General features: G+C 50.3%; 19 protein-coding genes. 11 read left to right on the top strand and 8 right to left on the bottom strand.

The window, feature by feature from the left end:
- Positions 1–47: 47 nt before the first annotated feature.
- Together CKW00_RS00455 and CKW00_RS00460 are read right to left on the bottom strand one after the other, a co-directional pair.
- On the bottom strand, positions 48–566 hold the full coding sequence (locus tag CKW00_RS00455) for a peroxiredoxin family protein (RefSeq protein WP_408640525.1): 519 nt from the start codon (positions 564–566) through the stop codon (positions 48–50).
- Between the two features lie 87 nt (positions 567–653).
- Positions 654–1304 carry a TVP38/TMEM64 family protein gene (locus CKW00_RS00460; RefSeq protein ID WP_095820878.1) on the bottom strand — a complete coding sequence of 217 codons (651 nt, stop codon included), beginning with the start codon at positions 1302–1304 and terminating at the stop codon, positions 654–656.
- A gap of 144 nt (positions 1305–1448) precedes the next feature.
- Between CKW00_RS00460 and CKW00_RS00465 the strand changes: the two genes are divergently transcribed.
- Positions 1449–2438 (top strand): hypothetical protein, encoded by a 990-nt coding sequence (locus CKW00_RS00465; RefSeq protein ID WP_095820879.1) that lies wholly within the window; start codon positions 1449–1451, stop codon positions 2436–2438.
- 12 nt (positions 2439–2450) lie between these two features.
- Here the strand turns inward: CKW00_RS00465 and CKW00_RS00470 are convergent, their stop codons facing one another.
- On the bottom strand, positions 2451–2891 hold the full coding sequence (locus CKW00_RS00470) for a MarR family winged helix-turn-helix transcriptional regulator (protein ID WP_095820880.1): 441 nt from the start codon (positions 2889–2891) through the stop codon (positions 2451–2453).
- A gap of 90 nt (positions 2892–2981) precedes the next feature.
- On the opposite strand from CKW00_RS00470, the gene CKW00_RS00475 reads away from it, so the two are divergent.
- The gene (locus CKW00_RS00475) at positions 2982–3914 is read left to right on the top strand and encodes an ATP-binding cassette domain-containing protein (RefSeq protein WP_095820881.1); all 933 of its coding nucleotides are present in this window, start codon (positions 2982–2984) and stop codon (positions 3912–3914) included.
- A 12-nt stretch (positions 3915–3926) separates the two neighbouring features.
- Positions 3927–4754 (top strand): ABC transporter permease, encoded by an 828-nt coding sequence (locus tag CKW00_RS00480; protein ID WP_095820882.1) that lies wholly within the window; start codon positions 3927–3929, stop codon positions 4752–4754.
- A gap of 77 nt (positions 4755–4831) precedes the next feature.
- On the opposite strand, the gene thpD is transcribed toward CKW00_RS00480, so the two are convergent.
- On the bottom strand, positions 4832–5764 hold the full coding sequence (thpD, locus tag CKW00_RS00485) for an ectoine hydroxylase (RefSeq protein WP_095820883.1): 933 nt from the start codon (positions 5762–5764) through the stop codon (positions 4832–4834).
- Between the two features lie 394 nt (positions 5765–6158).
- Complete coding sequence (locus CKW00_RS00490; RefSeq protein WP_095820884.1) at positions 6159–7700, bottom strand: hypothetical protein; 1542 nt, start codon at positions 7698–7700, stop codon at positions 6159–6161.
- Between the two features lie 190 nt (positions 7701–7890).
- Here CKW00_RS00490 and CKW00_RS00495 point away from each other — a divergent pair, with 190 nt between their 5' ends.
- The 3 genes from CKW00_RS00495 to CKW00_RS00505 all read left to right on the top strand — a co-directional run bounded on the left by CKW00_RS00495 (position 7891) and on the right by CKW00_RS00505 (position 11977).
- On the top strand, positions 7891–8232 hold the full coding sequence (locus tag CKW00_RS00495) for a hypothetical protein (protein ID WP_095820885.1): 342 nt from the start codon (positions 7891–7893) through the stop codon (positions 8230–8232).
- Between the two features lie 94 nt (positions 8233–8326).
- On the top strand, positions 8327–9010 hold the full coding sequence (locus CKW00_RS00500) for an FxLYD domain-containing protein (RefSeq protein WP_095820886.1): 684 nt from the start codon (positions 8327–8329) through the stop codon (positions 9008–9010).
- 180 nt (positions 9011–9190) lie between these two features.
- On the top strand, positions 9191–11977 hold the full coding sequence (locus tag CKW00_RS00505; protein WP_233129681.1) for a DUF3427 domain-containing protein: 2787 nt from the start codon (positions 9191–9193) through the stop codon (positions 11975–11977).
- Here CKW00_RS00505 and CKW00_RS00510 read toward each other — a convergent pair.
- Positions 11961–12356, bottom strand: coding sequence for a (deoxy)nucleoside triphosphate pyrophosphohydrolase (locus tag CKW00_RS00510; RefSeq protein ID WP_095820888.1), 396 nt, complete (start codon positions 12354–12356; stop codon positions 11961–11963). The genes CKW00_RS00505 and CKW00_RS00510 overlap by 17 nt on opposite strands.
- Before the next feature lie 96 nt (positions 12357–12452).
- Complete coding sequence (locus tag CKW00_RS00515) at positions 12453–13223, bottom strand: glucose 1-dehydrogenase (protein ID WP_233129682.1); 771 nt, start codon at positions 13221–13223, stop codon at positions 12453–12455.
- 126 nt (positions 13224–13349) lie between these two features.
- Between CKW00_RS00515 and CKW00_RS00520 the strand changes: the two genes are divergently transcribed.
- The gene (locus CKW00_RS00520; protein WP_095820889.1) at positions 13350–13886 is read left to right on the top strand and encodes a hypothetical protein; all 537 of its coding nucleotides are present in this window, start codon (positions 13350–13352) and stop codon (positions 13884–13886) included.
- A gap of 196 nt (positions 13887–14082) precedes the next feature.
- Positions 14083–14409: a hypothetical protein gene (locus tag CKW00_RS00525; protein ID WP_095820890.1), complete on the top strand. Its 327-nt coding sequence runs from the start codon at positions 14083–14085 to the stop codon at positions 14407–14409.
- Positions 14410–14537: 128 nt separating this feature from the next.
- Here the strand turns inward: CKW00_RS00525 and CKW00_RS00530 are convergent, their stop codons facing one another.
- Entirely contained in the window at positions 14538–15881 is a 1344-nt protein-coding gene (locus CKW00_RS00530) for a GntP family permease (RefSeq protein ID WP_095820891.1), read from the bottom strand.
- 178 nt (positions 15882–16059) lie between these two features.
- On the opposite strand from CKW00_RS00530, the gene CKW00_RS00535 reads away from it, so the two are divergent.
- From CKW00_RS00535 to CKW00_RS00545, 3 genes are all read left to right on the top strand, one after another.
- Complete coding sequence (locus tag CKW00_RS00535) at positions 16060–16917, top strand: MurR/RpiR family transcriptional regulator (protein ID WP_095820892.1); 858 nt, start codon at positions 16060–16062, stop codon at positions 16915–16917.
- A 72-nt stretch (positions 16918–16989) separates the two neighbouring features.
- Entirely contained in the window at positions 16990–17559 is a 570-nt protein-coding gene (locus tag CKW00_RS00540; protein WP_095820893.1) for a nitroreductase family protein, read from the top strand.
- Between the two features lie 190 nt (positions 17560–17749).
- Complete coding sequence (locus tag CKW00_RS00545; protein WP_095820894.1) at positions 17750–19174, top strand: sodium/glutamate symporter; 1425 nt, start codon at positions 17750–17752, stop codon at positions 19172–19174.
- Positions 19175–19220: the final 46 nt, after the last annotated feature.

A 19220-nucleotide genomic window follows, 5' to 3' on the forward strand; every position in this document is an offset into this window, starting at 1 on the left:
TGTGCAGTTCGGCTTTGTTATATCTGTATCTGCTTTTATCCTGAACTTTATTCGGACTTCTGCTTCAAATTTTTGCTGATATACTGAATGATCTTACGCAGTTCTTTCGGGTGAGGACGACCGAACGGACTCGTCTGGCGCTGCTGGTACAGAAGTTTTCCTTCGTTGTCCACTAAGAAATAGGCAGGCTCTCCGTGGGTGCCGTGATCCTCATAAGGAGCATCCTCCCCGTGGAAGTGAACGTCGTATGCCCGTAAAAAGTCCAGATTTTCGTCGACGAGAACCGGGAAGGTGAACCCGTGCTCCTCCACCATGTTTTCAAGCTTCTCTCTGTCGTCATAAGTGACCGTGGTCAGTCGTATCTGCTGTCTGTCGAAATACTTTTTCTCCTCTTCGAACTCTTTCAGTTCCTTCATACATGCAGGACACCAGGAACCCCGGAAGAAGACGATGAGCTGCCAGTCGTCCCCGCTTTCCTCTATCATTTTTGAAAAATTGTATTCTTCTCCGGCTGTACTTTTAAGCGTAAAATCCGGAGCCATCTGATTCAGTTTGAATTGACCCAACGTCTACACTCTCCTTTATAACCCTCGTTTACCCTCTGAAGGGAAACTTAAAAGTCCGATTGCCGATTTAATGCAAAAACTTCTGTTTCAGGAAAGTCCGAGCCATTTTTTGACCGGCGCCCGGAAGTAATACGTCACCGCCACCATGAGTACGAAGACCGCTGCCGCTGCTCCGATCGTCACAATACTTCCGGAAGCAAGGCTTGAGCCGAGAAAGCTGTAGACGAAGGTCCCGGGAATCATCCCTAGGACGGTAGCGAGGATGTACGAACGGAAGCGCACCCTGGCGATTCCGCCTGCATAGCTGAGCAGGTCGAAACTGACGATGGGGATGAGCCGCAGTACGAAGATGTATAAGAAGCCGCGCTCTTCTATTCTTCTGAACAGTTTCTCTCCCCAGGAGAAGTTATCCAGCGGAACGATGGACTTTCCGAACAGACGGGCCATCACGTAGCCTGTCATGGCAGCTCCTGTTGCTCCGATGATAATGTATAGAACCCCCGGCCATACCCCGAACAGAAGCCCGGCTCCAAGAGACAGGACGGACGTCGGCAGAAATATGAGAGGTCCGGCCGTATAAATGAGGAAAAACACGAAAGGCCCCCACCACCCGAACGATAAGATGAAGTCGCGGATATCGGAAGGTCCGAGGTCGAGCCGGAAATGAGTGATGTAGGCGGCGGTAAGAAATAGGGAAAGGACCAGAATGATTTTAAGCCACTGGGATTTTGAGAACATAGGTATCTTTTCCTTCCTGTTGTCTGTCTTTTTCTCACTTTAACGTATCTCACGACAAAAGTATGTATTTTTCCTTACACGTGTCGAGAAAGAGGAAGTTCGGGGTATAGGAAGAGGAGAGTATGTAAAAGGAGGCAGGGATAAATGCCGAAAAGGACGAGTAACGATCTTTTGGAGGAGATCCGGGAAGCGAAGGGAAATCTTGAAGAGGAAAAAGGCGGCTACTCCCGTCTGATAGCTTTGTACAGGGAACTGAGGCAGCAGTTAAGAAGGGAAAACGACAGGGATCTTGCTGAGGATGTGGAAAAGAGACTCATCTATTATCTGGTGGAGTACGGCCCCTATAGGAAAACGGTGTATAGAAAAGATGAGAAAGCGTCCATCGATTCCCTGAAGCAGGCTCTCCACTTCGAAGATCATCTTCCTCTCGCTCATTACCGTCTCGGTCTTCTGTACGTGCGGAGAGGACGATTCACGGAAGCGGGCAGTCATTTTTCAAAAGCGGTGGAAGTCCAGGGACGGGCCGAACGTTTCCCCTTAAACGAAAGACAGCTGTACTATGCTCATCTATACCTTATCGCGAGTGAGTTACACGTTCTGCAGGATGTCCACGAGAAGATGAACGTTCTTTCTGTACCGGGGAAATACGAACCGTTCTCCTCCTCTGATATGGCCGGTCTTTATGAAAAGCTGCAGGCGACCGAGAGCTATTTGAACGACCATGCCTTTCTGAAAATAACGGGAGAGAGAAAAGAGTTTCTCTCCAAGGAAGAAGTGGAGGAAACCCTGCTCCACAAGAAGCGGGGGACCGGACATCTGTACGTTGGAGATGAGACGATTGAAGTCGGATTTGATGGTAAGACGGAAGAAATAAGTCGGGACGATGGGAAAATTCTTTACTACCTTCTCCAGTCCTCCCGGGAGGAACCGCTTGACGCCGGGGTTATGGCAGAACTGACCGGAGAAGAGGGGGAGGTGAGGTCGACGACGTTCAGGCAGAGGGTGAAACGCCTGAGCCGTCTGCTGGAGGAGGTCGGTCTGACGGATGTGCTGGCTATGGAGCGGGGCATCTGTACGTTCACTGCCGCCGTCCCTTTCATAATTGTGCATCGAGCCGATGAGCAGCTCCACTGACACGGAAGAAGTTCACCGGCTCATTTTGTCCAGGATGACCGCCAGGTTGGAAAACGTATCGTGGAGCGTCTCCCGGTCTTCCGGGGTAAGCGATGCCAGCCGCTCGCGCATTTTATCTTTCATATACTGCTTTTTATTACTAAGAAAAGCTTCTCCCTCCCCGGTCAGCCGGATGAGCGTCACACGGCGGTCCTTCTCATGTTTCTGTTTCTCAAGCAGTCTGTGCTCAATCAGTTTTCCGACGAGAGGGGAGAGGTTCGATTTTTTGATGGAAAGCTTCTCCGCCACTGTTTTCATAGGTAGCGGCCCATCCTGTTCCACCATATGAAGAATGTGCAGGTGGGTAGGGTGAAGGTCTTTTTCCTCGAAAGGCCGCACCTCCCCGAACAGCTTCTTCGGAAGAGCGGGGAGGACGCTCAGTATCTGGTCGATCAGCTCGTTATCCGTCGTCATCTGCTGCACGCTCCTTTCTTTTTGACTTTTGCCGGGGTTAGGCGGATAATAGTTATTATATCATAACTATTACGCAGAGGGGGAAAATACATGGACCCGGTGATTTCTGTGAAAGATCTGACGAAAAAATACAAACAGACCGAAGCGGTGAAAGCCATCAATTTTGACGTGGAGGAAGGGGAGATCTTCGGGTTTCTCGGGCCGAACGGAGCCGGGAAGAGCACGACGATCAATATGATCTGTACGATGCTGAAGCCCACTTCCGGGAGCATTATGATCAATGGATATGACGCTAAAAAAGAAAAAGATAAAGTACGGGCCAGTATCGGCATCATCTTTCAGGAAAATACGCTTGATGAGAAACTGACTGCCAACGAAAATCTCATGCTGCACTGCCGTTTCTACGGAGTGCCGAAAGACAAGCGCCAGGAACGGATCGGGGAAGTGCTTGAGATTGTGGACCTCGTCGATGAACGGAAACAGCGGGTGGAAACTTTTTCGGGCGGAATGAAACGACGTCTTGAAATCGCCCGGGGACTGCTTCACTACCCGAAGGTTCTGTTCCTCGATGAGCCGACGGTGGGCCTGGACCCGCAGACACGTTCCCACTTATGGGAATACATTCTGAAGCTGAAAGAGAAAGAGGGCATTACGATGTTCCTGACTACCCATTATCTTGACGAAGCGGAAATAAGCGACCGGGTCGCTATTATGGATCAGGGGGAGATTATCGCTCTGGATTCTCCGACGTCCCTGAAAGATCAGCTCGGCGGGGACATGATCGAACTGTCGACAGAGGATAACGATCAGGCGCTTCGTGAAATCGATGAGAAGGTGGAGGGAGCCGACGTGAGTGTGGAAGGCGATACGATTCATCTGAAAGTGGAGAGCAGTGACGCTTTCATCTCTTCTTTCATTAAAACTCTGGAAATACCTATCACCAGACTCAATATCCGGAAACCGACCCTGAACGACGTTTTTCTCGCTTTCACAGGCAGAAAAATCGGAGACGCGAAAGAATAGGAGGAATGACCGATGGAAGGAATATTTGCAATATGGCAAAGAGACTTGACGAAATTTTTCCGGGACAGAGCCCGGCTGATCGGCTCCTTTTCAATGCCGATTCTGTTTCTGCTTATTTTCGGCGGAGGTATGAGCGGTTCAATGGAAACGATGATGGCCGGTAACATGCCGGAAGGGGCGGAAGGATTCAACTACGTGGAATTCGTATTCCCGGGGATTGTAGCGATGACGCTTCTCATGACGTCCATTTTTTCTGCGATGTCCGTCATCGAGGATAAAGATTTCGGGTATATGAAAGAAATTCTTGTATCACCCATTTCCCGGGTGAGTATCGCTATCGGCAAGATGCTCGGAGCTGCCACGATCGCAACGATCCAGGGGGTGCTGTTGTTTTTACTTATCCCGTTCCTCGGGCTCTCCTACAGTATTACGGCTCTTTTGCAGGTAATCCCGTTCATGTTTCTCTTAGGCTGTGCGCTGTCCGGGCTCGGGCTGCTGTTCGCAAGCCTTATCCGCTCTACACAGGGTTTCCAGCTGACCGTTCAGATTCTCGTAATGCCGATGATCTTTCTCTCGGGGGCTTTGTTCCCGGTGAGTAATATGCCGGCATGGATGGATGTCATCGTCAAAATTAATCCGGTCACTTATGGAGTGGACGTGATGAAGAAACTGATGATTGAAGTGGAAAATATTCCTGCTGCCGTCTCGGAAGCGATGGGGCTGAATATAACGATACTCGGACAGGAAGTGACGATGTTCGCTGAAGTGCTGTTCATCGCAGGTTTCGCCGCGGTTCTCGTACTTTTCGCGACCTTCAGTTTCCAGCGTGCCAATGCATAAGACACAGATAATACTAAAAGACGCATACCTCTTCTGGAGGCATGCGTCTTTTTTATAAGGGGGTGCTGCATCTCTTATTATCTGGAAGAGACATCTTCTGTCAGAGAACCTGCCTGCGGTTTAATAGCGGAAGTATCTTCCCGGTTAGCAAGAAATTCCGGGCGCGGCTCCGTGCCGCTGAACGGTTCCACGAGCTTGTTCTCCACCGAGTTGAATACGAAGAATACGTTGCTGCGCGGATAAGGGGAGATGTTCCCGGCAGAGCCGTGCATCGTATTACAGTCGAAGAAGAGGACAGAGCCTGCAGGTCCGGTGGCGCGGTCAATCTGTCCGCCGGCCTGTTCGGTGAGCCATTCCATACTTTCGTTGTCCGGTACACCGGTCTCCTGTTTTTTCAGTGACTGTTTGAAGTTGTCCTCCGGAGTCGTGCCCGGGCAGGAGACGTACCACTTCTGTGATCCCGGTATAAGCATAAGCGGGCCGTTGAATTCGTAGTTGTCCGTCAAAATGATAGAGCAGCTGAGCGCCCGCATATCAGGCATGCCGTCTTCCATATGCCACGTTTCAAAGTCCGAGTGCCAGTAAAACTCTTTGCCTTTGAAGCCCGGTTTGAAGTTGATACGGGATTGCATCATGTACACATCACTGCCGAGAATCTGCTGGGCCGCTTTGACGATACGCTCATTTTTCGAAAGCATTTCGAAGAACCCGCTGTCTTTGTGGATTTCGAATACAGAGCGGACTTCGTTGCTGTTCGGCTCCTTAATGACGTCCGGCGCATCACGGTTTTCGTTATTTTCCATCGTTTTACGTAGTTCTTCTTTCATAAGCTTAACTTCGTCAGCAGTGAACAGGTTCTTCAGCATGATGTACCCGTTCTCATCATAGAAGCTTAAATCTTTTTCCTCCAGAGGTCCGTCGTAGTCGGCACCGCCGTGAACGATCGGGTCTTTCCGGTCCATAATCTCCTTGTGGTCACCCTGCCTGGACGGATATTTATCCATTGCCATACTTCCATTCCTCCTTAATTTTCAACCGAAGAGAAAGCAGTACTTTCCGGCACTTTTACAGCATGAAAGGAAGGGTTGAGTTTTCTCCGGGAGAAAGCCCTTCCATAAAAACTGAGACAGCGAAACCAAAAGCTTAACCTCCCTTGAATCAGGAGGGTCCGGCTTTTGGCTATTGAGTAAACAGAATTTTATTAATGATGCTGTAAGCGCGATTGTACGTAAATTTCCCTCACGGTTATATGTTTTCCTCATTGATTGAGAGGCCACTGTACATCTTCCCATTTATTTGAATAATAAACATTTTTCTGAAAAAAATACAGCCGAAAATTTTCCGGCTGATTTTCTCAATATGAAAATGGTAAACAGATATGCACCGTTTGTTCCACGTGAAACATCAGAATAAATAGGGACCTACATAAACGGTCATAAACACGACGTGCAGGCCGACGAAATAAGTGACACGTGCCGGAAGCCCCCACCATTTATCCATTCCCGAAAATCTGACGATCAGTAAGGACAGAAGAGAGAAGAGAAGAATGATTGCGAATGGACTGCCGGGAAAATCGAGTATCCCGGGCAGAGCCTCGATGAGCTGTGGCTTGAACAGGTGATGGTCGAACAGTAAGGCGACTGTCGTGTAAATGGCTGCCGATACATACAGAACCCATTCTTTCTCTTCGTCGAAAGGGTTGCGGCGTTTCGACATCCAGAACACCATAACCAGCAGGGGAACGGCATACCAGAGCACAGTCAGAAAAATGGTCATAAGCCCGGTCGACAGCATCGTCAGTGTTTTTCCTGCTGTACGGAGCAGTATGTCCCCGGAGAAAGCGGGAGCGGAAAAATCTGTATGCTCTTTGGAAGCGGCTGTGAACAGTGTGTTCTCATCCGCCCCCTCCTCAATCCAGGCGATCATCCCTGCATCGATCATTTCCGGGCGAACGGACAGACGCGGGGTGTTGCTGAGTCTCTCTGTAGTGATACTGCCATTTTTCACTTCTCCTTCGAAAACGTTGAACGCTTCCGTGCTGCCTGTTTTCGTTTCAGTATACCCCTGGGCTCTGAATAGGAGAAGAGGAGTTCCGTTTTTTTCATAAACGTGAAGGTCTTCAACTTCCTGCAGGGGACTTCCTTCTCTGTTCGGATCCGGAAATGTAACGTCAGTGAGTGAAACGGAACCGTTCTTTTTGTTAGCCAGGAAGAAATTTTTCTCTCCTGTAGAGGAACGGACGAAAGCCGGAACGGCATTGATGAGCAGAGTGGCAGTGTCTCCCTGGATTAACGGATAGGTGTCTTCCATCTTCAGGGAAGGGGAGAGGTCGACATTCAACTGATCCACTTTTTCGACTTCATCCTTCCTTTTTAGGTGAATAGAGGAAGTTAGACTGTTATCTTCCCGTTCACTGACGGAAACGACAGTCCCCCGATTCGATTCATAGGCGTGGATGGAAGAGGATTCCGTTACGTTTTCGGATATGACGGTCGTTTCAAGTGTCTCTCCGTCCACGTAGACGGCTTTTCCCCCTTCTGCGTATACTGCACCCTTTTCAGTGGGAAGAAAGATTTCCGATTCAGCGATCTTATCTTCCGTGTCGGCACGATACACTCCTCCGTCACTGTAATAAATCGTATGTGTACCGCCGATGAAAACGTCAGACCCTTTCGTATTCCGGATGGAGATTTTCGTAGTTTCTGTACTGTTCAAATTTTCGTCGTACGTCTGAATGGCGAGAGCTTCTTCCGTGAAATAAGCGAGACGAATGCCGTTTTCCGTTTTTTTACCGTCCAGACCGGCGCGGACCCTGGTTTCTCCGAGTTTCGCTTCCCGGTGCCATGAATCGGAAGGGAGGGCAGCGGCCTGCTTATAGTTTTGAAACATTAGGAACATAATGCCGATTACGATGACGAGCAGTGGTAACGTCCAATATTTTTTCACTTTGGTACCTCCTGAATTTCAGCCTGTGTCCAAGTATAGAGGAGATTGGATAAGCCTTCCATATTAATTACAAAAAATTCTGTTAAATGTAAAGCGTTGGCAATTTTTTGCACCTGCATTATAAATGTATAGAATTTTCAGATAATTAATTTTATAATATATGTAATAAAATTGGAAAGGAGGGTGAAGGATGAGCAGAACGACAGAGATGGCGTTAGGGATTATAGGAGGGTTAATCGGTTTTGGCGGAGCTTTTTTTGCATTGTTTATCGGTTCGGTGGATGCAGCTTTGAATGAGACAAGTGAGCTCGGGAGTCTTGGAGCAAGCGCCTTTATTTTCAGCAGTCTGGCTGTTATAGGGGCGGTAGTCGTTAAATTCAAAGCCGGGCTTGGAGGTTGGATGATGCTGATCAGCGGCGTAGCTATTCTTATTTCCATCAGTCTTTTTGGAGTGGTTCCGGCTTTGTTTCTCGTGCCGGCAGGTTTAATGGGTATTTTTAGAAAAGAAAAAATACAGCAGGAAGCTGCGTAAGGGAGAGGAGGTGGCCGGAGAAACGGCCGGGAACGTTCCGGAAAGTGAAGAGGTGGAAGCGGCCGGGGGGCAGGAGGGATAAGCGGAAGTACCGGTGGAGGAACAATCGACAGAGAAGGAACCGGATGCAGCGCAGGAAGAGAAGAAGGAAGAAAACGTAATTGCAGCTGTTGAGATAGCTGATCAGACTGATGGCGCATGGGTGGACTCCATAGATTCTCTCTGGGTTCATTCTGCGGCTGTATTGGAGAACACCGGTAACGTTCCGGTAGTGATCGGGGAAGTACAGATGAATTTTATGAATGGAGAAGGATCGGTTCTTGGTACCGATGCCATGAACAGTGCAACGCCGGAAGTCCTGAAGCCGGGTGAGACTGCTTTCGTATCTCAGACGACTACTCTGGATGGAGTAACCGATCCGGAAGAGTTCGATCATACGACGTATAACTTTGAATACCGGGAAGCTTTTGGAGAAGATGCGAACTTAATGGAAACAAAAAGTGTTCAGCATGGCCCGGGGGACGAATATAATCCGTATCGAGTCACGGGAATCGTTGAAAATGCGACCGGGGATGTGCAGGAGGATATCAGGATTGCTGCAGGGCTTTACGCAGAAGACGGCTCTCTGCTCGGCGTCCTGACCGACAGCGTTTCTGTCAGCGTGAACGCAGGGAGTGAAGCAGGATTCGAACTTACTTACCCCGAGATACCTGCTGAAAATGCCGGGAAAGTGAAAGACGTGGAAGTGAAGGCTTACGGTTGGGACTGGGGTTTTTAAGGAGTGCCAGGGGCATAAGCGGAGCAGCCGTCGACCGGGAGGCCGGCTGCTTTTTGCGTCCGTAAAACCGGGGGTCCTGGAAACTATTGTCATTGATCGATCGGGGAAACTCATATACGATGGATACAAATTATTTCCAGAATCAGAGGTGAGGGTATGCCGAATGAACCACGACTTATTGTGAATACACAAACGGAAAGTCTTCTGCAGGAGTTGAAAACCTCCCTTGAGACGTGCCGTTCCTTTTATTTCAGTGTCGCCTTTCTCAATTTCAGCGGTCTCCAGCTGCTGCTGGAGGCGTTGAAGGAAGCGGAGACAGCAGGGGTGGAAGGGAAGATTCTCACTTCCACTTATCTGAATTTCACCGATCCTGAAGCACTGCGGAAGCTGAGGGAGTTTCCGCTTATAGAATCGAAGGTGTTCGTCACCGATAAGACCGGTTTTCACACGAAAGCCTACATATTTGAATACGAAGACTGTTACAAAGTGATCATCGGGTCCTCCAACATCACCCAGCATGCCCTGAAAAGTAACGTGGAGTGGAATGTCGAACTTATTTCCAAACAGCATGCCGCGTTCATGGACCGGGTGATCAGCGAATTCAACGATCTGTGGGAACGCAGCCGCAGGGTGGATGATGAGTTTCTGCATGATTATACCGAACTCGTCCGTAACCTGAAAGAGACGGTCACACATCAGTCTCTCGTTTACGAAAAAAGCACGTACGTAACGCCGAACAGTATGCAGACACGGGCTATGGAGAACCTTGACCGGCTCCGGGGCATCGGGGAGAAGAAAGCACTCGTCGTTGCGGCTACCGGTACCGGGAAGACGTATATGTCCGCTTTTGACGTACGCCGGGAACGGCCGAAGCGGCTGTTGTTCGTCGTGCATCGCGAGGAAATTCTGCAGAAGGCGAAGGAGACGTTCGAATATTTTTTACATAACTTTCACGTGTCTTTCGGACTGTTGACCGGTACACAGAAAGATATGGACGCGGACTATCTGTTCGCTAACATCCGCACGCTTCATAACTATTACGAGTCCTTCGATCCCGGGACCTTCGATTACATCATCTACGATGAAGCGCATCACGTCACGGCTCCGACGTACCAGGAAGTCTTCGATTATTTCGATGCCGTCTTTACGCTCGGGATGACGGCGACTCCGGAGCGGGGAGACCAGCAGTCGATTTTTGAACAGTTCGATCAGAACGTGGCACTGGAGGTACGTCTGCATGACGCTCTGGAAGACGATATCATCGTCCCTTTCCACTATTTCGGAATAACGGACATCGATGAAGTGGATCTCCGCGACGTGTCCATCGACGATATCGATGAAATGACGAGACGGCTTAAAGTGAATGAACGCGTCGATTTCATCATTGAAAACATGGAATTTTACGGCTGGGACGGCAAGAAGAGAAAAGGTCTCGGATTTTGTGCCAGTCGGGAGCACGCCACATATATGGCGGAAGAGTTCCGGAAGCGCGGTATACCGAGTCTTGCCATGGATGGAGAGAATACCGGCGTGGAGCGGCAGGAAGCTATACGTCGTCTGGAATCGGATGAGTCGGAGATCGAGTTTCTGTTTACGGTGGATATTTTTAATGAAGGGGTCGACATCCCTTCTGTAAATACGGTGCTGATGCTCAGGCCTACGAATTCACCGATCGTTTTCATCCAGCAGCTGGGGCGGGGCCTCCGGAAACACGAGGGCAAAGAGTTTCTGACGGTGCTTGATTTTATCGGAAATCACGCAAAGACGTTTCTCATCGCCATCGCTTTGAACGGACAGCGCTATTACGACAAAGAAAGTCTGAAAGTCGCTATATCCACCGGTTTCGCTCATCTGCCGGGAGCCACCCATATCGAAATGGATGAAATTTCGAAAGAACGGATTCTGACCCAGATTGACCGGGAGTCATTCATGTCGATGACATATCTCCGTGAGCAGTACCAGGAGTTCAAACGCGTCCGGGCCGGAAAGACTCCGCACTGGCTGATGGATTATTATACGTACGAAAACGCTCCGGATCCGGTTTCTTTCATCAGGAAGAAGAACACGTACCTGGAATTCGTCGCAGCTACGGAAAAAGACGATCATCTTAAAGAACTGAGCGCAGATGAGACGTTCATCAAAACGCTCAAATGGCTTTCATCGATGCTTCCGCTTAAACGGAGCTATGACTTCGCGGTTCTCCGGGCTCTCGTCCATAAACGGGCGCTCACCCGCGAAGAAGCACGAACGGAAATGGAGAAGTGGGTGGAAGAGGTGCCGGAAGCGAGTGTCGAACACGCCCTCTGCTACGTGAACCAGGAATTTTTCGACTCCGGGATGCGGAAGAGAACGCCGAAACTCGTGTCTTATGATGGGGACAGGGCCGAGCGGACGCTGTTATTCGATAAACTGCTGAGCAATCCGGAGTACCGCGCCTATCTGCTGGACGTACTTGAATACGGACTGTTGAGATATGAGCGGGAATTCGGCTCCCGTTATTACGGGATTCCTCACTTTAAATTGTATGAACAGTATCAGATGGCGGATGCTGCTCTGCTGTCGAACTACCGCAAGAGTCATTCGGCATTTCGGGGCTCCGGACTGCTGCAGAACGGGAATGACTATTTTCTGTTCATCGATCTGCACAAAGAGGCGGATATTAAAGAAAGCATCAACTACAATGATAAACTGATCAGCCGGACGCAGTTCCAGTGGGAAACTCCGAACAGTACGAGGCAGGACTCCGAGCGGGGGAAAAATATCCTTCATAACCGCGAGCGTGGCATCCGGCTGCACCTGTTCGTCCGCAAGTATAAGCAGATTGAAAACGGGTTTACGGAACCGTATATCTATATCGGAGAAGGGGATGCCCTTTCCTGGAGGGGAGAGCAGCCGGTGGAAGTGCAGATCGCTCTGCATCACCAGCTGCCGGAACAGCTGTTCACAGAACTTACCGAGAAGGTGTAAGTTCTTCGACTGCCGGTATGTCGGCGGGAGCCCAGACGAGGGACGGGAGGTGCTCCTGTTTCAGCCATACGAGTTTGGCGTGTTCTTTCGGTTCCGGCTCCCCCTCGAGAAGCCGGGCTTTGATGGCGATCAGTTCAATGATGAACGAATCGTATTCATGCACATTCCGGTTAAAAACTTCGCCGGCCCGGATGCTGCAGCCGAGTTCTTCCCTGATTTCCCGTTCAAGTGCTTCCTGCAGAGATTCCCCGTTTTCGACTTTTCCGCCGGGGAACTCCCACATATTCGGGATACTCATATCGGGAGAACGGAGAGCGCAGAGGATTTCCTCTTCCTCGTTCTCGATTATGGCTGCCACGACTTTAACCTGTTTTTTCATATGGGTGTCCTCCTTTTGTATGCAGTATGTCTCTATTATAATAACGTAAAGAACGGACCGCAGGAACAGGGTCCGTTCTTTGTTTTGCAGGGACGGTTAGTAAGCGCTCCAGCCCGCATCCGCGGCGAGGGCCACTCCGTTAATGTAAGCAGAATCTTCTGATGCGAAAAACAGGGCGATATTAGCGATATCTTCCACCGTGCCCGCTTTCGGCATAAGATTGACGCCTCTCGTAGCCGCTTCCATCCCGAAACTGTCCACGTTGTCCATCGAAGCGGAAAAGCCGGTCTGAACCTGAGCCGGCGCAATGGCGTTACAGCGGATGTTTTCCGGTCCGTAATGGGAGGCGACGTTCTTCGTCATTCCTACGACGGCGTGTTTCACGGTAGTATAGGCAAGACCGCCCCGGCCGCCTGTGAGTCCTGTAATAGAAGCCATGTTGACGATGACCCCGCCCCCGTTTTCCTGAAAGTGGGGGAGAATCTTCCGGATGGTATACATTACTCCGTTCAGATTGATATCCATCACTTTATCCCAGGTCACATCCTCCACATTGGCAGCCGCCTTCATATTGTCACCGACCCCGGCATTGTTTACCAGAATGTCCACGCGGCCGAACGCCTCCGCTGCTTTGTCGACCATAGCCTCGACTTCCTGCTTATCCGCTACATTGACTTTCACTCCCAAAGCTTCGAATCCTGCTTCTCTGAGTTCCTGCACCGTTGTGTTCATCGCTTCTTCGGCGAAGTCGGCGATGACTATCTTCGCCCCTTCCCGCGCATAGGAAAAAGCGATCTCTTTGCCGATTCCGCCGCCGCTCCCGGTGATGATCGCTGTTTTTTGGTCAAGTTTGCCCGTCAGAATCACTCCTTATCTAAGACTATAAGCCCAGTATAATTACCCGGGCGACAAAATAAAAATAAATGACGCGTCCTGTTATTCCACACTCTTTCCGGGAAAATGATATGGTAGGAAGAAAAGGAGGATTTCGTTATGGATAACCGTATAGAACAGCTGTTTGAAGAATGGAGGAACGGTTCCGGGGAAGCACACCGGGCTCTCCTTGAAGAAATGGAAACGGAAGTATCATGGAGTTATGAAGTGTGGGACAGGCTCGTCGGACACCTCGATGATGGAGATGCACGCCTGAGGTCGGAAGCCGCTCAGTTCCTGTCCTATCTTGCTGTCAGTGATCCGGAGGACCGGATCATGCGCGATTTTCAACACGTGTGGCAGGTGACGAAAGATGAAGATCTTACTGCAGCGCGCCGTGCTCTGCAGTCGGTATGGCGGATCGCTCTCGGAGGCGCCAGGCAGAAGAATCTCGTGACCGGATCTATGATTGAAAGATTTTATACGGCCGCCGGGGAGAAAAACGGCACGCTTCTCCGCGAAGACATTGTAAGAGGACTCGCTGCCCTTTATGAAAGGGATGACGACCCTTATATCGATGAACAGGCGAAAGGGCTGATCGATAACGTGGATGATCCGGAAGAAGCGAAGACGTACTATAACATTTGGAAACAGTAAGGCCGGGGCAGCCCGTTTATAGTAAACCTCTGCGTCCATACAGGCTGTGAATGACTTATCGTTAAACGTTTTCCGGGAAATGGAGTATAATAAGGATAATCAAAAAAATATAAACCGGAGGCGGTCCTATGGGGTAACGTCAGAGGTAAGGTGCCGTGGATGCGGGTACTCGGAGGATTTTCGCTTCGGTCTTGGCATGTTTCACAGTTCTCTCGCAAGATGCCTCGGTGAATTTCCGTATTGGGAACGGAAGGAACTGGAGGAACTGCTCGAAGACAAAGAAGTGAGCGACTATCAGTTCAGCTTCCAGCTCACCCAGTGTCAGGAGTGTCTATGTTTAAGCAGCCGTCCGACTATCAAATTTCTGTTCGAAGACGGCTCTCATTCCCACAACCACCCCCGCTGTACGAAGTGCCGCAGTGAAAACGTGCGCATTCTTTCTCTCGACTGGCTGGAAATGGCCCGCTGCCCGTTCTGCCGGGAAAAAAGCCTTGAAAAAGGAATGGCGGGTACGTGGGATTGAGGGGACCAGGGACAGAGGACAATTGTTACGCTTTATAAATAACAGACACCGCTAAAATCGAACTCTGACCGTTCGGTTTTAGCGGTGTCTTTTTTTGTTCCGGTTTTTTAAAATAGTACGATTATCCGTTACGTAATGAAAAGTCCGAGAATGAGTGCCACGGTGAGACCGACCAGGCCGATCAGTGTTTCCATCACGGTCCACGTCTTCAGGGTATCTTTGACATCAAGACCGAAGAAACGGTTCACGAGCCAGAAACCCGAGTCGTTTACGTGAGAGAGAACCGTAGCTCCTGCGGCAATCGAAATGACGATCAGGCCGAGAGCGGCACCTTCGAGACCGGCTACATCGATGACCGGAGATATAAGTCCGGCTGCCGTAACCATGGACACGGTTGCAGAGCCCTGGGCTACGCGGACGATTGCAGCGATAAGGAAAGCGAGAAGAATCGGCGGCAGCGGGGAGCCTGCCATCATTTCCCCGAGCACGTCTCCGACTCCGGACTGGATGAGCATTTCTTTGAATACACCACCGGCCCCGGTGACAAGAATGATGATTCCTGCAGGTTCAAGCGCTTTTGTAGCGATGTCCTGTACTTCCTGACGGGAGTAGCCCCGTTTCGTTCCGAGAATCCGGAAGGTAAGCAGCGTGGCGATCGTCAGTGCCACAATCGGGTTACCGATGAAAGTGGTAATGGAACGTACGGCGCTTCCTTCCGGGAAAATGATGGTGGATGCCGTATTGATAAGGATCAGGACCAGAGGTACGAGAATAATGGAAGTAATCATCCAGAAGCTTGGCAGATCTTTTTCGTATTCTTTTTCTTCGAAATCCATGTAGTCCGGCACGGCGACATCGATTCTTTTCGCGATGTAGCGGCCGAACAGCGGTCCTGCGATGATCATCGACGGAATACCGGCAATTACACCGAAGAAGATGACCCAGCCGAGATCCGCTCCGATAAGGTCCGCTACGGCGATGGGACCGGGAGTCGGCGGTATGTAACTGTGCGTGACGGCGAGCCCTGCAAGAAGCGGAATCCCATAGTACAGAAGCGACTTACCGGATTTCTTCGCAAGGCCGTATACAATAGGAACGAGAATGATGAAACCTACGTCGAAAAAGACGGGAATAGCGACGAGGAAACCGGCAATGCCGAGAGCCCACTGGGATTTATCCTCCCCGAACCGTCCGAGCAGGGACTGGGCGAGACGTTCCACTCCGCCGGAGACTTCGAGCATTTTTCCGAACATGGCTCCGAGACCGACGACGATGGCGACGAACCCGAGAGTGCCGCCCATCCCCTCTTCTACAGTAGTGATGACTTCTCCAAGAGGCATTCCGGCAGCGATACCGACGAGAAGGCTGACGATCATGAGGGAAACGAACGCGTGCAGTTTCGTTCGGATCACGAGAAATAACAGGCCGAAAATTCCCGCTACGGCGATAAGAATAAGCATAGTGGATGACATTACTGGTACCTCCTAATAGTTCTGTATTTTCATACCGCTTATAGTACATGAAAAAATTTTTCTTTGCAATCGTTTTCAGAAAAATATTTTTCCTTTTGTAAACGGTAACAAAAATATTTTCTTTTTTCCTTTCTTCGTATTAAGATGAACTTACTGTAAAGGAAGGGGAGAGACGTTTATGGCAGCCAGGGAAAAGAGGCACTGCCTCCTGCGTATCCGCTCGGAGTATCCTCAGTTTACACAGACAGAGCGGCGTGTAGCGGATTATATACTGGAGAAGCCGGAACGGATTGTAAAAGGGACGATCAACGAAGCGGCTGATGAAATCGGCATCGCCGTTTCCACCGTCTTCCGATTTTGCAAAACGATGGGTTTCAAAGGTTATCAGGATATGAAAATCGAGCTGGCCTCGGAGCTGGTCGGTTCGGACAAAGAGGAACTGGAGAGTATTATCCGTACGGATGACGAAGCCAAAGTCACGGAGAAAGTTTTCCGATCCAACATACGTACGATGGAAGAGACGCTTGAAGTTCTGGACACTTCCGAAGTGGCGAAAGCGGTGAAAATGCTGCGCCAGGCGGACAGGGTGGAGTTTTTCGGGTGCGGGGGTTCGAATATCATCGCACAGGATGCCTGCCACAAGCTGCTGCGGACCGGCCTTTCCGTGTTCAGCCAGGCAGATAACCATATGCAGCTCATGTCCGCTTCTCAATTGAAAAATAAGGACGTCGCCGTTCTCATATCCCATTCGGGAACGACGAAGGACATACTCGACGTTCTCCACATTTTGAAAAGCGGCGGTGTGCCCGTCATCGCTATTACCAATCTCGCAAAGTCCCCGCTCCGGGAACGCTCCGACATCGTGCTGACGACGGTCGCGGAGGAAGCCGACTATCGCCCGCAGATTCTTTCATCCACTATGTCACAAATGAGTGTCATCGATGCGTTATACGTAAATCTGCTCGTTTCCGGAAAGGAAGAAAGCACATCGGCCTGGGAAAAAATCACCAGTGCCCTGTCCGGAAAAAGAATGTAGAAGTTCAAATCTTGAAATAAAGATATTGTTTTGTATATAATGGACGAAGTATGTGTCAGAGGAGGAAACTTTATGAACGCAAGTGAAGTGAAGCAGTATCGCAAAGCTGATTATGAAATCGACGAAGCATTCCTTGAACGCTGGTCCCCGAGATCATTCCAGGAGAAGGAAATAGCCGAAGAGGATCTTATGAGCGTGTTCGAAGCAGCGCGCTGGGCGCCATCTGCCATGAACATGCAGCCGTGGCGATTTATTATAGCGAGAACGGAGGAGGACCGTGAGCGTTTCCATTCGTTCGTCATGGATGGAAACCGTAAATGGTGCGAGAAGGCACCGGTGCTCGCTCTTATCATTTCCGATAAGGAAGACGCCACTCACGCTTTTGATACCGGGGCAGCCTGGGGATTCCTTTCCCTGCAGGCCCGCAGGAACGGTCTCATTACTCACGCTATGGGCGGTTTTTATAAAGATCAGGCCCGCGAAACTCTCGGTATTCCGGAAGAGTACGAGATTCAGGCGCTCGTCGCTATCGGTTATCAGGATGAAAAAGAAAAACTGGAAGAAGAAATGCAGAAGCGGGAACAGCCGTCCCCGCGCCGCCCGGTTAAAGAATCCGTTATGGAAGGTTCGTTCCGTGCGTAAGCTGTTTTATCAATCATCGGTCCCCAATTTTGGGCCGATGATTTTTTTGTGGATGTTTCCGTTACTTTCAGAGACAGAAAGCAGGCTGAAAGGCATGAAAACCGGTGAACGACGCGTTTTTTCCGATGTTTATTCCGGGGTGCCTGTGGGAAGAACTTCAGTAGTATAAAACAGGGAGAGGAGAAATATTATGACAGCAAACACGATAGGGTTCGCCCTGCTCGTCATGGGGCTATTTTTGCTGGTCGGGAAGCTGATCAGAGTGAGCGTGCCTCTGTTTCAGTCCCTTTTTCTCCCGAGTTCGATCCTTGGCGGTTTCGCAGCACTTCTGCTTGGACCTCAGGTACTCGGGAATCTATTGGCGCCGCTGACCGGATCGGATTCATTCTGGGCAACGGGGCTGTTTACGGAAACTATTACGGACGTATGGGCAGCACTACCGGGGCTGATGATCAACGTCATCTTCGCTTCTCTTTTCATCGGGAAGAAAACGCCTTCCCTCAAAATGATCTGGAACTACGGGGGTCCACAGCTATCGTTCGGCTGGATGGTCGGATGGGGACAATATGTCGTAGGTCTGCTCATCGCTCTTTTAATACTTACTCCGATCTTCGACATTCCTCCGATGGCCGGTGCTCTTATAGAAATCGGTTTTGAAGGCGGACACGGTACGGCTGCCGGGATGCAGAGCACGTTCGAACAGCTCGGGTTCCCGGAGGCGTATGACCTGGCAGTGGGGCTTGCCACTGTCGGTATCCTCTCCGGTGTCATCATCGGTATCATTCTGATCAACGTAGCTGCCAGAAAACGGCAGACAGCGCTTGATATGGACGAAAAAGCTTTCTCCGATATACAGAAACTCGGAATCCGCGAATTCGAAAACAGGGAGGCAGCCGGGAAGATGACGCTGCGCTCCGAATCGATTGAACCGCTCTCCTTTCACGTAGCTATGATCAGTATCGCGATACTGATCGGGTACGGACTTCAGCAGGGTCTGATCGGCCTTGAGGCCATTACGTGGGGAGCGTGGACGGACACTTACATTATGACTTATATTCCTTTGTTCCCGCTCGCTATGATCGGAGGTATTATTCTGCAGCTGTTCCTGGACCGCTACGACCGCTTCAATCTCGTGGACAGGCAGATGGTCATGAGAGTCCAGGGATTGTCGCTTGATATCCTTATAATGACGGCGATTGCGACGATTTCCCTCGCCGTTATCGGTGAATACTTTGTACCGTTCCTGCTTCTCGCTATAGGAGGAATCGGCTGGAACGTTATCGCTTTCCAGATATTTGCGAAGAAAATGATTCCTACGTACTGGTTTGAACGTGCCATCGGTGACTTCGGCCAGTCCATGGGGATTACCGCGACGGGTCTCCTTCTCATGAGGATTGTGGATCCGAACGTGGAGACGCCTGCGCTGGAAGCGTTCGGCTACAAACAGCTCATATACGAACCGTTTCTCGGGGGAGGACTGGTGACCGCCCTTTCCGTGCCGGTAATCTATTCTCTCGGCCCGGTTCCATTCTTCATCTTCTCCCTGGTGATGGCTGTGATTGGCTGGGCTGTCGGAATTTTCTATTTCGGAAAACAGCGTACGGAATCCGGTTAACGGAAGGAAAACGTCTCTTTTTGCCGTCTCGGGCAGAGGGAGGCGT

The sequence above is a fragment of the Salimicrobium humidisoli genome, from assembly GCF_002295105.1.
In the GTDB taxonomy this organism is placed as follows: Bacteria; Bacillota; Bacilli; order Bacillales; family Halobacillaceae; genus Salimicrobium; species Salimicrobium humidisoli.

Excerpts from the sequence above, each read along its gene's own strand:
- CKW00_RS00465 (WP_095820879.1), top strand. The coding sequence starts at position 1,449 with ATGCCGAAAAGGACGAGTAACGATCTTTTGGAGGAGATCCGGGAAGCG.
- CKW00_RS00520 (WP_095820889.1), top strand. The coding sequence starts at position 13,350 with ATGGATAACCGTATAGAACAGCTGTTTGAAGAATGGAGGAACGGTTCC.
- CKW00_RS00525 (WP_095820890.1), top strand. The coding sequence starts at position 14,083 with ATGTTTCACAGTTCTCTCGCAAGATGCCTCGGTGAATTTCCGTATTGG.
- thpD (WP_095820883.1), bottom strand. The coding sequence starts at position 5,764 with ATGGCAATGGATAAATATCCGTCCAGGCAGGGTGACCACAAGGAGATT.
- CKW00_RS00475 (WP_095820881.1), top strand. The coding sequence starts at position 2,982 with ATGGACCCGGTGATTTCTGTGAAAGATCTGACGAAAAAATACAAACAG.
- CKW00_RS00510 (WP_095820888.1), bottom strand. The coding sequence starts at position 12,356 with ATGAAAAAACAGGTTAAAGTCGTGGCAGCCATAATCGAGAACGAGGAA.
- CKW00_RS00540 (WP_095820893.1), top strand. The coding sequence starts at position 16,990 with ATGAACGCAAGTGAAGTGAAGCAGTATCGCAAAGCTGATTATGAAATC.
- CKW00_RS00535 (WP_095820892.1), top strand. The coding sequence starts at position 16,060 with ATGGCAGCCAGGGAAAAGAGGCACTGCCTCCTGCGTATCCGCTCGGAG.
- CKW00_RS00495 (WP_095820885.1), top strand. The coding sequence starts at position 7,891 with ATGAGCAGAACGACAGAGATGGCGTTAGGGATTATAGGAGGGTTAATC.
- CKW00_RS00470 (WP_095820880.1), bottom strand. The coding sequence starts at position 2,891 with ATGACGACGGATAACGAGCTGATCGACCAGATACTGAGCGTCCTCCCC.
- CKW00_RS00530 (WP_095820891.1), bottom strand. The coding sequence starts at position 15,881 with ATGTCATCCACTATGCTTATTCTTATCGCCGTAGCGGGAATTTTCGGC.
- CKW00_RS00480 (WP_095820882.1), top strand. The coding sequence starts at position 3,927 with ATGGAAGGAATATTTGCAATATGGCAAAGAGACTTGACGAAATTTTTC.
- CKW00_RS00545 (WP_095820894.1), top strand. The coding sequence starts at position 17,750 with ATGACAGCAAACACGATAGGGTTCGCCCTGCTCGTCATGGGGCTATTT.
- CKW00_RS00460 (WP_095820878.1), bottom strand. The coding sequence starts at position 1,304 with ATGTTCTCAAAATCCCAGTGGCTTAAAATCATTCTGGTCCTTTCCCTA.